At 63.3% G+C, this 12918-nt stretch carries 12 protein-coding genes; 6 read left to right on the top strand and 6 right to left on the bottom strand.

The genetic code is table 11. The features are described from left to right. Positions 1 to 118: 118 nt before the first annotated feature. The 3 genes from QMG25_RS01400 to QMG25_RS01390 are packed head-to-tail and all read right to left on the bottom strand — an operon-like array spanning position 119 to position 1706. Positions 119 to 604 (bottom strand): low molecular weight protein-tyrosine-phosphatase, encoded by a 486-nt coding sequence (locus QMG25_RS01400; protein WP_283456541.1) that lies wholly within the window; start codon positions 602 to 604, stop codon positions 119 to 121. Positions 605 to 656: 52 nt separating this feature from the next. Then, on the bottom strand, positions 657 to 1277 hold the full coding sequence (locus tag QMG25_RS01395; protein WP_283456539.1) for a LysE family transporter: 621 nt from the start codon (positions 1275 to 1277) through the stop codon (positions 657 to 659). A gap of 9 nt (positions 1278 to 1286) precedes the next feature. Next, positions 1287 to 1706: an ArsR/SmtB family transcription factor gene (locus QMG25_RS01390; RefSeq protein WP_283456537.1), complete on the bottom strand. Its 420-nt coding sequence runs from the start codon at positions 1704 to 1706 to the stop codon at positions 1287 to 1289. 136 nt (positions 1707 to 1842) lie between these two features. Here QMG25_RS01390 and arsB point away from each other — a divergent pair, with 136 nt between their 5' ends. After that, positions 1843 to 2895: an ACR3 family arsenite efflux transporter gene (arsB, locus tag QMG25_RS01385; protein WP_283457350.1), complete on the top strand. Its 1053-nt coding sequence runs from the start codon at positions 1843 to 1845 to the stop codon at positions 2893 to 2895. After that, positions 2892 to 3299: an arsenate reductase ArsC gene (locus QMG25_RS01380; protein WP_283456534.1), complete on the top strand. Its 408-nt coding sequence runs from the start codon at positions 2892 to 2894 to the stop codon at positions 3297 to 3299. Before arsB ends, QMG25_RS01380 begins: the two co-directional genes overlap by 4 nt. A 30-nt stretch (positions 3300 to 3329) precedes the next feature. Here the strand turns inward: QMG25_RS01380 and QMG25_RS01375 are convergent, their stop codons facing one another. Beyond that, positions 3330 to 3800, bottom strand: coding sequence for an SRPBCC domain-containing protein (locus tag QMG25_RS01375; RefSeq protein ID WP_283456532.1), 471 nt, complete (start codon positions 3798 to 3800; stop codon positions 3330 to 3332). Between the two features lie 56 nt (positions 3801 to 3856). Continuing rightward, on the bottom strand, positions 3857 to 4699 hold the full coding sequence (locus QMG25_RS01370; protein WP_283456530.1) for a methyltransferase domain-containing protein: 843 nt from the start codon (positions 4697 to 4699) through the stop codon (positions 3857 to 3859). A gap of 347 nt (positions 4700 to 5046) precedes the next feature. On the opposite strand from QMG25_RS01370, the gene dnaK reads away from it, so the two are divergent. From dnaK to QMG25_RS01350, 4 genes are all read left to right on the top strand, one after another. Further along, positions 5047 to 6918 carry a molecular chaperone DnaK gene (dnaK, locus tag QMG25_RS01365; RefSeq protein ID WP_283456528.1) on the top strand — a complete coding sequence of 624 codons (1872 nt, stop codon included), beginning with the start codon at positions 5047 to 5049 and terminating at the stop codon, positions 6916 to 6918. Positions 6919 to 6920: 2 nt separating this feature from the next. Continuing rightward, positions 6921 to 7499: a nucleotide exchange factor GrpE gene (locus QMG25_RS01360; RefSeq protein ID WP_283456526.1), complete on the top strand. Its 579-nt coding sequence runs from the start codon at positions 6921 to 6923 to the stop codon at positions 7497 to 7499. 121 nt (positions 7500 to 7620) lie between these two features. After that, on the top strand, positions 7621 to 8619 hold the full coding sequence (locus QMG25_RS01355) for a DnaJ C-terminal domain-containing protein (protein ID WP_283456524.1): 999 nt from the start codon (positions 7621 to 7623) through the stop codon (positions 8617 to 8619). An 89-nt stretch (positions 8620 to 8708) separates the two neighbouring features. Beyond that, a complete protein-coding gene (locus tag QMG25_RS01350; RefSeq protein WP_283456522.1) occupies positions 8709 to 9149 on the top strand; it encodes a heat shock protein transcriptional repressor HspR in 441 nt (146 codons plus the stop codon). A 90-nt stretch (positions 9150 to 9239) separates the two neighbouring features. On the opposite strand, the gene QMG25_RS01345 is transcribed toward QMG25_RS01350, so the two are convergent. After that, on the bottom strand, positions 9240 to 12863 hold the full coding sequence (locus QMG25_RS01345; RefSeq protein WP_283456520.1) for a DEAD/DEAH box helicase: 3624 nt from the start codon (positions 12861 to 12863) through the stop codon (positions 9240 to 9242). Positions 12864 to 12918 lie beyond the last annotated feature (55 nt).

Genomic DNA, 12918 nt, shown 5'->3' with positions numbered 1-12918 from the left:
GGTGGGGCCACTGCTCCGAGGGTCCCGCTGTGAGCTTGCGAGCGGTGGGAGGTGCTGGGTGGGGCCACTGCTCCGAGGGTCCCGCTGTGAGCTTGCGAGCGGTGGGAGGTGCTGGGGACTAGCCACGCGCGTGCGCCAGGATGCCGGGAATGGCCGCGGAGATCAAGTCCCAGCTGACATCGAAGTCCTTCGCACTCCCGAACCAGGGGTCGTAAATGCCTTGCTGCCGTGGCTGGGCAAGGGCCACCTCGGGGTCGAAGGAGCGCAGCATGCGTACCTTGTCGGCTGCTTCGGCGTTGGGGGCGAGGGCCCGGAGGGCGTCGAAGTGGTCGGTGTCCAGGGCCAGGATCAGTTCCCGTTGACCAAACCACGCCGGGTTGAATTTACGTGCCGCATGCTCCGAGGTGGCAATGCCGTGTCGCGCCAGAACGGCCTTGGCTCGCGGGTCAATCGGGTTCCCGGTCTCCCAAGCCGACGTTCCGGCAGAGTCGACAACCATGTCCAGCCCGGCCTCCGCGGCCGCATCCGCCAGCATGAACTCGGCCATGGGGGAGCGGCAAATATTGCCGGTGCAGACGGTAATGATCCGGTAGGGGGTGGTCATTGAACCAGTCTATCGGCGCCGCCGACGGCTCCGTGCGGGACGGCTGCTGCAGCTACACGAGGGCCAACAAGATGCCAACGCCAATGAACAGCGCGCCAAAGACCCTGTTGAGCATCAGTTGCCCGCGCTCGCTGGTGGTCAGGCGCTTGAGCTGCTTGGCACCGGCGGCAAAAATGAACCACATGACGACGACGTCAATGAAGACCACGGTGGCGGTCAGGATGAGGTACTGGGGCAGCAACGGATCCTGCGGGCGGATGAACTGCGGCATGAATGCCAAAAAGAAGACAATCGCCTTGGGGTTGAGCAGGTTGACCCAGAGCCCGCGGCGGAACATCGAGAAGCCGGACTCGACGGAGGTGGGTGCGTTGCCGCCGTCGTTCTTCTCCGCCTTGGCCAGCAGCTTCCTGACGCCCAGGTACACCAGATAAGCGGCACCGATGTAGCGGATCATGGCGAACAGGAACGGTGAGCTGGAGACCAGGATACCCACCCCGGCTGCCACGATGACCACGTGGATAACAAGGGCCAGCTGTTGGCCCAGGATGCCCCAAAAGGAGCGGCGGAAACCCGAAGCAAGGGCGTTGGACATGGTGTTGATGGCGCCTGCGCCCGGGGTCAGGCTGATCATGGCGCCGGCGCCGGCAAGGGCCAGCCAAAGGGAAAATTGCACCAGCCAAGCCTACAGCGCGAGAATGCTCTGCGAAGCAGCCTCCAAAGCGCCGGGAACCAACGAGTAGTACGCCCAGGTGCCACGCTTTTCGCGGGTGAGGAGCCCGGCATCCACAAGGATTTTCAGGTGGTGGGAAACGGTGGGCTGGCCCAACCCCAGCGGCCCGGTGAGCTCGCAGACGCAGGCCTCGGCGCGGCTTCCCGAATTGACGACCCCGGACTCGACGGTGCCGGACTTGTTAGCACCGGACTTGACGATGGAGAGTAGACGCAGGCGGTTGGGGTCGGCCAGGGCCTTGAGCAAGCTGGCCTTCGCCTGGGCATCAACGGCACTGAGCGCGTTCCTGGCGGTTGGCTCGCAGCCGGTGGGCTCGGGGCCCGGCCCAGCCTCCGGATGGGTGCTCGGTTCAAGCGACGACGTAATGTCCATGTACCCATTATGTCTTGTATTGACAGTTGTCGATGTATCGGTCAATACTTTCTATCGATGGATGTCGATCGATGACTGTTGTGCCTTGAGGAGTAGCGTGAGCACGAAAAGCAGCACCATAGCTGCGGCCGGGAACATGGCCGCAGCCCGAAAGCTGTCCACCTTGGACAGATACCTTGCGCTCTGGATCATCGCGGCAATGGCCGGGGGACTGTTGCTGGGCAAGTTCATACCGGGCCTGAACGCAGCCCTCGACACAGTGAAGATCGGCTCCATTTCACTGCCGATAGCGGTTGGTTTGTTGGTCATGATGTATCCGGTACTGGCCAAGGTGCGTTACAGCGAGACGTCCCGCGTGGTCGCGGACCGGAAACTGTTGATCACGTCCTTGGTGCTGAACTGGCTGCTGGCGCCGGCCTTCATGTTCGCGCTCGCATGGATATTCCTCCCGGACCTGCCCGAATACAGGACAGGACTGATTATTGTGGGCCTGGCCCGCTGCATCGCCATGGTCATGATTTGGAACGACCTTGCCTGTGGCGACCGCGAAGCCGCTGCCGTGCTGGTTCTGCTCAACTCCGTCTTCCAGGTGGTAGCTTTTGGCGCCCTCGGCTGGTTCTACCTTCAGGTGCTGCCTGGATGGCTGGGGCTTCCCACCACCACGGCAGACTTTTCCTTCTGGGCCGTCACGGTCTCGGTGCTGGTGTTCTTGGGCATCCCGCTGCTGGCTGGCTTTCTGACCCGGACCTTGGGGGAAAAGGCCAAAGGGCGCCAATGGTACGAAGACACGTTCCTGCCCAAACTGGGACCGTGGGCCCTCTACGGACTGCTGTTCACGATCGTGCTGCTCTTCGCACTGCAAGGGGACACCATCACGTCCCGGCCGCTCGACGTTGCCCGGATCGCCCTTCCGCTGCTGGTGTATTTCACAGTTGTGTTCGCTGCGGGAATGCTGATCGGGCGTTTTCTGGGGCTTGGCTATGCCAAAACCACCACCCTGGCATTTACCGCGTCGGGGAACAATTTTGAACTGGCCATCGCCGTGGCGATTGGCACCTACGGCGTGACAAGCGGGCAGGCGCTTGCCGGCGTGGTGGGTCCGCTGATTGAAGTTCCCGTCCTCGTTGCCCTGGTCTATGCGGCACTGTGGGCACGTAAACGCTACTTCACCAATAAGGAATCGCCATGACTGTGCAAAAACCCTCCGTCCTGTTCGTGTGTGTGCACAATGCCGGACGCTCCCAAATGGCGGCCGCCTACCTGGCCGAGCTGGCCGGCGGGGCCATCGACGTCCGCTCGGCCGGCTCGGCCCCGGCGCCGTCGGTAAACCCGGCCGCGGTGGCGGCAATGGCCGAGGAAGGCATCGACATCTCCGCGGAGGCCCCGAACATCCTCACCACGCAGGCGGTGCAGGAGTCCGACGTCGTCATCACCATGGGCTGCGGCGACAGCTGCCCCGTCTTTGCCGGCAAGCGCTACGAAGACTGGGCGCTTGAGGACCCGGCTGGCCAGGGTGTGGACGCCGTCCGGCCCATCCGTGACGACATCAAGGCACGGGTCCTGGCCCTGATCGCGGAGCTGCTGCCCGCCTGAAGGAAAGTTGGCGCGGGGGCCGGGGATGCACTAGCTCCCGGCGAGGCCCGATCCGGTTTCCAGTACGGACTTCAGCCCGCTGAGCACCATCATCCAACCGACTCCTGCAACGTTGGCGGCGGTTCCGGGCGAATTTTCGAGTTGGTCGTGGGTGAGAGTCACCAGAGCGAACCCTCCGTCCTGCGGCTCGATCTCCCACGAGACCCGGCTTGATGGTTCATCAACGAGGTCCGGGTCGTAGAGGGAGCGCCATCCTGTGACGAGCCGCCGCGGCCGTTTGGATTCGACCACGCTCTCATCGGCCCACAGGGATGCGCCGTCCGGGGAGTGGTAGCGGAAGGGAGCCCCGACTTCGCCCGTGGTCTCAACCCGAGATCCGAAGAAGTAGAGCTCGGAGTATTCGGGTTTGGTGACAGCGTCCCAGATCGCCTCAGGTGCCGCCTTGATGAAGATCTGATACAACTGCGCAGTGGTCGGCTCGGGTGCCGCGGTGGTGTTCATGGGATTCCTCCAGTGGTGGGTTCGGGGTGGCTGTGACTTCAGATGGGCAGCGGAAACTAAGCCAGGGCGATGATCTCCGCGTTCGGCATCACAAACCAGCCGTCCTGCGCAGCGCCCCAGGCGCGCCACCCCTCGGCGATGTGCGCGAGCTGCGCCTCGTCCGCCAAGCCGTACGTTAACGCCTGTTCGGCAAGCGAGGACTTCTCCACGCGGTCGGCCCAGTCGGCGGAAAGCCAGCGGCACTGTTCGGGCGTTGCATACAGCCAGTTGCTGCTGGACGGCGTGACATTGGTGAATCCTGCCGCCCGCGCCCAGTGCAGCAGGCGCCGCCCGGCGTCAGGTTCGGCGTGGTTGTGCCTGGCCACCAGCTGGTAGAGGTCCATCCACTCATCCAGTTCAGGCTGTGCCGGGTACCAGGACATGCCGTGGAAGTCGGCCTCGCGCAGGGCCACGATGCCGCCGGGCTTTGCCACGCGGCGCAGTTCCTTCAGGGCCGCGACAGGGTCGCTCAGGTGTTGCAGGACCTGATGGGCGTGGACCACGTCAAAGCTGCCATCGGGGAAGTCCAGCCGGTAAATGTCCCCCACGGCAAAACTGAGGTTGTTCAGGTGCTGTTTCCCTGCCAGCCGGCGCGCAGCCGCAACAACGTCCGGCGACCGGTCCAGGCCCAGCACCCTGCCGGGAGCCACCAGCCGGGCGAAATCGGCGGTGATGGTGCCCGGCCCGGAACCCACGTCCAGGATGTGTTGCCCGGGTTGCAGATGCGGAACCAGATGGCCTGCGGAATTCCCTGCCGTCCGCGCCGCGTGTGAGCGCAATACACTTTCCTGGTGTCCGTGCGTGTAGACATCTGCGTGTTGCACGCTGGAATGCTGCGATGGGGGCGTTTGCTCGCTCATGGAAAGCAGCGTACGCCAGCGGCAGTGCCACGACCAGAGCCAATCAAATTCTGGACGGAGGCAGGAAAAGTTGTAGTGGCGCACCGTTGTCCGCCAACCTTGCGCCATTCCTGTTCCTGCGCATCGTTACCAGACAACGGAACGCGGCTGCAGTACGAAAGCCGACCGTCCGGCGTCGCACTTGTTCGCCCAAAGTGAAAGTTGAGCCAACTACGCTCAACTCCATTTGACATGAAGGCGAGGCTGAGTAAAGTTGAGTGCAGAACGCTCAACACCGCTGGTTGGGCGACCCGCCGCCACCGTTGGCGGACTTGTTCACTCAGCGGTCCATGAAAGGAACCACACTTATGTCACGTGCCGTAGGTATTGACCTCGGAACCACCAACTCAGTTGTCTCCGTCCTTGAAGGTGGCGAGCCCACCGTCATCGCCAACGCCGAGGGTGGCCGCACCACCCCTTCGGTTGTTGCCTTCTCCAAGACCGGCGAAGTCCTGGTTGGCGAGATCGCCAAGCGCCAGGCCGTCAACAACATCGACCGCACCATCGCCTCCGTCAAGCGCCACATGGGCACCGACTGGAGCATCGGGATCGACGAGAAGAAGTACACGGCGCAGGAAATCTCCGCCCGCATCCTGATGAAGCTCAAGAACGACGCCGAAGCGTACCTGGGCGAGAAGGTCACCGATGCAGTTGTCACCGTCCCGGCCTACTTCAACGACGCCGAGCGCCAGGCCACGAAGGAAGCCGGTGAAATTGCCGGCCTGAACGTGCTGCGCATTGTCAACGAGCCCACGGCTGCAGCTCTCGCCTACGGCCTGGACAAGGGCAAGGAAGACGAGCTCATCCTCGTCTTCGACCTCGGTGGCGGAACGTTCGACGTTTCCCTGCTGGAAGTTGGCAAGGACGAAGACGACTTCTCCACCATCCAGGTTCGCGCCACCTACGGCGACAACCGCCTCGGCGGCGACGACTGGGACCAGCGCATCGTTGAGTACCTGCTGAACCAGCTCAAGGTCAAGGGCATCGACCTGTCCAAGGACAAGATCGCCCTGCAGCGCCTGAAGGAATCAGCCGAGCAGGCCAAGAAGGAACTCTCCTCGGCCACCAGCACCAACATCTCCCTGCAGTACCTCTCCGTCACCCCCGACGGTCCGGTGCACTTGGACGAGCAGCTGACCCGCGCCAAGCTCCAGGACCTGACCAAGGACCTGCTCGAGCGCACCAAGAAGCCGTTCAACGACGTCATCAAGGAAGCCGGCATCAAGGTTTCCGACATTGACCACATCGTGCTCGTCGGCGGCTCCACCCGCATGCCCGCCGTCGTCGACCTGGTCAAGGAATTGGCTGGCGGCAAGGAGCCCAACAAGGGCGTCAACCCGGATGAAGTTGTGGCCGTCGGTGCCGCACTGCAGGCCGGTGTCCTGAAGGGCGAGCGCAAGGACGTGCTGCTCATCGACGTCACCCCGCTGTCCCTGGGCATCGAAACCAAGGGCGGAGTGATGACCAACCTGATCGAGCGGAACACGGCCATCCCCACCAAGCGTTCCGAGACCTTCACCACCGCTGATGACAACCAGCCCTCGGTAGCTATCCAGGTCTTCCAGGGCGAGCGCCAGTTCACCCGCGACAACAAGCCGCTGGGCACGTTCGAGCTGACCGGCATCGCGCCGGCTCCGCGAGGCGTCCCGCAGGTTGAGGTCACCTTCGACATCGACGCCAACGGCATCGTGCACGTGTCCGCCAAGGACAAGGGCACCGGCGTCGAGCAGTCAATGACCATCACGGGCGGCTCCTCGCTGTCCAAGGAAGACATTGAGCGCATGGTCCAGGAAGCTGAGGAGCACGCAGCCGAGGACAAGGAGCGTCGCGAGGCAGCCGACCTGCGCAACTCCGCGGAGCAGCTGCAGTATTCGGTGGACAAGGTCCTGGCCGACAACGATGACAAGCTGGCTGACGATGTCAAGAACCCGGTGAAGGACGACCTCACCGCGCTCAAGACCGCTCTCGCCGGCGACGACGACGCAGCCGTGAAGACCGCGTTTGAAAAGCTGCAGGCATCACAGTCCACCTTGGGCGAGGCCATCTACGCCGCAGCCCAGGCTGAGGGTGCAACGGCCGACGCCGGAGAGCCTTCCGAAGGTGCCGCCCCTGAAGGTGACGCCGAAGAGGACATCGTCGACGCCGAGGTCATCGACGAAGACGCAGACGAGAAGAAGTAGCAATGGCTGAGTCTGTGAATCCCGAAGATAGAGAGCCGGTGGATCCGGTGGAAGAGACCAAGGGAGAGCCGGTGGTCGAGCCTGAAGGTGACGCACTGTCCCAGGCGGAGGACATTCTCAACGACGTTGAGATCCCCGCCGAGGAATCCGTCGCCCAAGGCGGCGGAGACCAGGCAGCGGAGTTGAAGAACGACCTTCTCCGCCTGCAGGCCGAGTACGTCAACTACCGCAAGCGCGTAGAGCGCGACCGGGCAGTTGCCGGGCAGATGGCTGTTATCGGCGTGCTGAACTCAATACTTCCGGTGATCGACGATATAGATGCGGCACGTGCCCACGGCGACCTCACCGACGGCCCGTTCGCGGCCATCGCGAACAAGCTGGAAGCAGCATTGACAACGTATGGACTGGAAAAGATTAACACCACCGGTGTTGCTTTTGACCCGACCGTTCACGAGGCGCTCATCCAGCAGCCCTCGGCCGAAGTCGAAATCGACACGGTCAGTCAGGTGCTGCGCAACGGCTACAAGTCCGGCGAACGCATCCTGCGCGCCGCACAGGTAATCGTGGCAGTGCCCGAATAGCAGAACCCCGGTGGTCGAGCGTCCGGCGGTCGAGTTTGTCGAGACCTAGCAGTATCGACGAGCTCCACCGCCAGGCACTCGACCACCAGCATTACTCCACAACTCTTGGAAAGGAGGCGTCTTGGCAAGTCAGGACTGGGTAGACAAGGACTTCTACAAAATTCTCGGTGTGGCCAAAGATGCGTCGGATGCCGACATTAAAAAGGCATACCGGAAATTGGCTCGCAAGTACCACCCGGATACCAACTCCGGGGATCCCAAAGCGGAAAAGACTTTCAAGAACGTCTCCGAAGCGTATTCCGTGCTCTCAAGCAAGGAAGACCGCGAGCAGTACGACGCCATCCGGGCCATGGGCGGCGGCGCCCGCTTCAGCGCAGGCGGCTCCGGCGGACACAATGGCGGCGGCGGCTTCGAAGACGTCTTTGGCGACATCTTCGGTGGCGGCCGCAGCGCACCCCGCAGCAATCCAGGATATGGCGGTTCGGGTCTCCCACCCGAGTTTGCCGACCTGTTTGGCGGGGGCGGGTTTGGTGGAGGCGGCGGTGGCGGGTTCGGCGGCTACCAGCCACCTGCAACCAAGGGTGCCGACCGAACGGCCAGCACCACCATCTCCTTCGCCGGGTCGATCAACGGCACGAAGATCGCCTTGCGTGAACCCAACGGTGAAGTCATCGACGTACGCATCCCTGCGGGGATCAAGGACGGCCAAAAGGTGCGTGTCAAGGGCAAAGGCCAGTCAGGTGCTGCCGGTGCCGGTGACTTGATGGTCAGCGTCCACGTCAAGCCGCACGACTTTTTCGTCCGGGACGGCAACAACATTCGAATTCACGTCCCCGTGACCTTCGCCGAGGCCGCCTTGGGTGCCGACATCAGCGTTCCCACGTTGACTGGGGACATGGTGCGGGTCCGCGTACCTGCCGGGACACCGTCCGGGCGGACGCTCCGGGTCAAGGGTGCGGGTGTCAAAACGTCCAAGAGCGAAGGCGACCTGCTCGTCACCATAGACGTGACGGTTCCGCAGAAACTCAGCAAGGAAGCAGAAGAAGCCGTCCGCGCCTTTGCCGCGGCTACCGCCGAGAGCGATCCCCGTGCTTCGTTGAAGAACAAGGCCAAACTGTAATCCCCAAGCGCTCCCAACCCTCGCAAGCTCGGGTCGGGGCCCCCGCGCTTGTGGGCCCACCAAGCGCTCCGCCTAGAAAGGAGATCACCATGCAGATTGATCCATACTCACCCATCTTTGTGATCTCCGTGGCGGCCGAGCTGGCGGAGATGCACCCGCAAACACTGCGGCAATATGACAGGTTGGGCATCGTGAAGCCCAGCCGCGCCCCCGGCCGGGCGCGGCGCTATTCCCAACACGACGTCGACATGTTGCGTGAAGTTCAGCGACTGTCCCACGAGGGTGTGTCGCTGGAGGGGATCCGGCGCATTATGGAGCTTGAGAACCAGGTGGATGCCCTGCGTGCCAAGGTGCTGGAACTCAGCGATGCCCTCGAAGCCGCATCGAGCGAAGTGGCATCGCGCCCGCCACGGGCCAACAGCCGCGTGTTCGCCGCAGGCCTCACCGGCGGGGACATCGTGGCATTGACCAGGGGCAAGCGTCCACGTCCGCGCAGCCAAGCCGTCGTGATCTGGCGCCCCCAGCGGTAGCGACACAGCTATGGTGATCCGCTCCCGGTATTTTCGGGAGCGGATCACCATAGCTGTGTCGTGGATGCTTTCAGGTGCGCAGACTCCTGCCTAGTCGCGGAAGAGGCCGGCCAAGTCCGTGGCCGTCAATGCGCCGCCGGCCAGCGAATCCCCGCTCATCACATCTGAGAAAAGCTGCGACTTCTTGGCCTTCAACGCCATGACCTTTTCCTCGATGGTGTCCTTGGCAACCAGCCGGTACACCATCACGTTCTTCTTCTGCCCAATGCGGTGCGTGCGGTCCACGGCCTGCGCCTCGGACGCGGGGTTCCACCACGGGTCAAGAATGAACACGTAGTCGGCCTCGGTCAGGTTCAAGCCAAAACCGCCGGCCTTGAGACTGATCAGGAACAACGGTGCCGTGCCGGTCTTGAAATCATCCACGACGGCGGCCCTGTTCCGGGTGCCACCGTCCAGATACGTGAAGTCGATGCCTTCGGCGACAAGCCTGTCCCTGACCTTGCCCAGGAAGCCGGTGAACTGGCTGAAGATCAAGGCGCGGTGCCCCTCCTTGACCACATCTTCCAGCTGTTCGAACAACACATCCAACTTCGAGGAGCGGACACCAGTCTGTCCCTCGTCGACAAGTGTCACGTCGAGACTGAGCTGGCGCAGCAGGGTCAAGGACTGGAAGATGGTGAAGCGGTTCTTGTTCACGTCCTCGAGCAGCCCCAAAATTTTGGCCCGTTCGCGTTGCAAGTGTGTCTGGTAGATCTTGTGATGGCGCGGATTCAGCTCCACGTCCAGGATCTGTTCCTGTTTGGCCGGCAAATCGGCGATGACGGCTTCCTTGGTGCGGCGCAGCATGAGCGGCTTGACCCGGGCACGGAGCTTGACCAGCAGCTCGGCGTCCGCGTTCTTCTCAATGGGGCGCTGATAAAACTCGGCAAAGCGCTTGGGGCTGGGGAACAGCCCGGGTGCCACGATGGAGAGCAGGGCCCACAGTTCCATGAGGTTGTTTTCCATGGGCGTGCCCGTCACGGCCAGCTTGAACGGGGCCTTGATCTTGCGCGCGCACTGGTAAGCCTTGGACTGGTGGTTTTTGACGAACTGCGCCTCGTCCAGGATCAACCCCGCGAAGGGGTGCATGGCGTACTCGGCAAAATCAATGCGGAACAGGGCGTAGGACGTGATGACGATGTCTGCCCCCGCGAAAAACGTGGCGGAGTCCAAGCCGCTCTTGGCAAAGGTCTCGCCAACAGTGACAGCCTGCAAGCCGGGTGCAAACTTTGCACTTTCACTGGCCCAGTTGCCCACCACGGAGGTGGGAGCCACCACCAGGAATGGCCGGCGCGCCGAGCCTTGGCCCGTCCCCGTCCCCGTCCCCGAGCCCGTCCCCGTCCCCGTCCCCGAGCCCGTCCCCGTCCCCGTCCCCGTCCCCGTCCCCGAGCCCGACCCGGAAACGATTGCGGTGGACGCGGCCGGGGTGGACTCAGCCGCGTTGGACTCAGCCGGGTTGGCAGCGAGTGCTGCGGACTCGGCCTCGGCGCCGGCCTTGACCTGGCACATCAGCGCCAGGGCCTGGACGGTCTTGCCCAAGCCCATGTCATCCGCCAACACGCCGCCAAGGCCGTAAGTGTACAAAAAGTGCAGCCAGTTGAAGCCGTCAAGCTGGTATGGGCGCAGAGTCGCGTTCAAGGTTTCCGGGGCGGGCAATGCCTCGGGAGGCCCGCCGTCGAGCAGCCCCGAGACGGCCTTTCGCCAGGCCTGCGCCTGTTCGTCAACAATGCCCAGCTGGGCCAGCTCGTCCCACAAGCCAGCTTGGAAACGGCTGATTCTCAGCTCGCCGTCCTTGTTGTCATTGAGGCTGCGCGCTTCTTCGATCAATTCACGCAGCTGATGGAGCTCGGGGCGGTCCAGGGAAAAGTGCGCGCCGCTGGGCAGCAGCATGCGCGACTGCCCGGCCGCCAGTGCGGAAAACACTGCGGCGAAGGAGACGTATTGGCCTTCCAGCGTGATCACAATGCCCAGGTCAAACCAGTCGCGCTCATCAGTGGCCTTCGTGGAGATCGTCACCACTGGCGCCTCGGTGACCTCGCGGTAGCTGGCGATGTCACCGGTGGTTTCCACTGTGACACCGGGCAGCGTCGACAACCTGGGCAGCACGGTTTCGGTCAACGTCAGCGTGTCCAGATCGGTCAGCTGGACCGACGCGGCCAGCGACGGTTCGCCCCACGCATGGTTGGCGGCCACGCCCATGGCGGTAATGTCCTCCCACGGCTGGCCCACGCTCTCCACCAGCCGTGCCTCTGCGCCAGTGTCGCGGACGGCGTTCTCGCCCAGCTCCGGCCACAGCGGCAGCGAGGTTGTTCGGGTGCCCACCGGATAGTGCCACTCCCAATGCAGACGCACCGTGTGGTCGGTTCCGTACGCCGCCAGAAGGGACAACGTGGGCTCCACATAGGCGGGCAGCTCCACCGAGTGGTCGGCGGAAACCACCGGTGCGGACTGCTTGAGCTGGGGATAAAACTGGGTCAGGAACTTCTCCCTGGCCTGCTCCGGGATCTGGACGGTCTCCCCGCGCAGGGCGAAATCAAGCAGTTGGGGCGAAGCGTCCGCAGCCAGGGGTGCCACGGTGATGTTTCCACGCACGACGGCGTTGCGGCCCGGGGCGGTATTCCCGCCTTGGCTGCCTGGCTCGGTTTCGTCGCTGAAAAACAGACCGCTGGCGGGGTCGCCCAGCTTGCCGACGATCCCGGCCTTGACGGGGGCGCCTTCCACCTCAATGAGCGGCCCCACCTCGAGTCCGCCGGAGTCGGCTTGGGTGACATCGAATTGCAGGGTTGCCTCACGCCCGGCAACGCGCACAGGTTCCCCGCTGCCTGCGTGGACAAGGGCTATCCCGCTCTTGTGTGCGCCGGAGAGCAACTGCCACAGGTTGCGTCCGGCAAAGTTGTTCAGTGTCAGCCAAGCACCGGCATTTCCATGCACATACTGCCGGGGGCTGTGCGAGGAAAGGAATTCACTGAGCCATTCCAGCTGCTTGGGGTCATGTTCCCCGCCATAGCTCAGGTAGCCCAGGGTGGCCCAACTGACGCCGGACTTGACCCACTTCCCGCGCGTGCCCATCACCACCGGGCGAACGTTCAGGACGGGTTCCGAAGGAACTGTGTTGCCGCGGCCGCGGTAGGAAAAACGAGGCGGGGGCACATGAAGTTCAAATTGCAGTCCCAGTGCGGGTGCGTCCCGGCTGGGGGTGGAAGCGGCTGGCGGAAGCAGGGCTGACAGCGCTGCTTCCCAAGATTCGGCGGGTGTTTCAGTGTCTCCAGCGACCGGAATTACGGGGGCGGATTTGCTGTCCTTGGCCTTGGCCAACAGTGTCTCAAGGAACGTAGGTTCCCTCGGCTGTTCTTCCGGAACAAAGAAGTCCGTAAACGACGCATCGTTTTCTGCAGCGGCAATCAAAGCCACCACGTGCTTGCAGTTTTGCCGTATGGGACAGTGGCAGATTCCCACGCGGCAGGCAATGACGCCGTCGTGCTCGCGCACGAGTTTCGCGGTTGTCTTGTAGGCCTGTGTGCCCTGCACGATGCCGGACAGCAGGCCGGTGTCGGGCTCCAGCACGATGTCGCTGACACGATTCTGGTCTGCGTAGGCGCGGCCGGCGGCAATGGAATTATCGGTGAATCCGGCGATTCGCGTCAGCAAACGGGAAGCAGCGGAGGAGTGCGTCACGAAACTTTTCCACCTGTCGGTTGGGGATGGCTCGGAACTGCGAACCACATCTATC

Origin of the sequence: Arthrobacter sp. H35-D1 (genome assembly GCF_030063185.1) — a bacterium.
Classification (GTDB): Bacteria; Actinomycetota; Actinomycetes; order Actinomycetales; family Micrococcaceae; genus Specibacter.
Note: the sequence above shows the minus strand (reverse complement) of the source record. Positions and strands in the feature narration are given on the sequence as shown.

Bases quoted from the DNA above. Each gene is read 5' to 3' on its own strand.
- QMG25_RS01390 (WP_283456537.1), bottom strand. From the start codon at position 1,706: ATGGACATTACGTCGTCGCTTGAACCGAGCACCCATCCGGAGGCTGGG.
- QMG25_RS01350 (WP_283456522.1), top strand. From the start codon at position 8,709: ATGCAGATTGATCCATACTCACCCATCTTTGTGATCTCCGTGGCGGCC.
- dnaK (WP_283456528.1), top strand. From the start codon at position 5,047: ATGTCACGTGCCGTAGGTATTGACCTCGGAACCACCAACTCAGTTGTC.
- arsB (WP_283457350.1), top strand. From the start codon at position 1,843: ATGGCCGCAGCCCGAAAGCTGTCCACCTTGGACAGATACCTTGCGCTC.
- QMG25_RS01375 (WP_283456532.1), bottom strand. From the start codon at position 3,800: ATGAACACCACCGCGGCACCCGAGCCGACCACTGCGCAGTTGTATCAG.
- QMG25_RS01370 (WP_283456530.1), bottom strand. From the start codon at position 4,699: ATGAGCGAGCAAACGCCCCCATCGCAGCATTCCAGCGTGCAACACGCA.
- QMG25_RS01400 (WP_283456541.1), bottom strand. From the start codon at position 604: ATGACCACCCCCTACCGGATCATTACCGTCTGCACCGGCAATATTTGC.
- QMG25_RS01380 (WP_283456534.1), top strand. From the start codon at position 2,892: ATGACTGTGCAAAAACCCTCCGTCCTGTTCGTGTGTGTGCACAATGCC.
- QMG25_RS01360 (WP_283456526.1), top strand. From the start codon at position 6,921: ATGGCTGAGTCTGTGAATCCCGAAGATAGAGAGCCGGTGGATCCGGTG.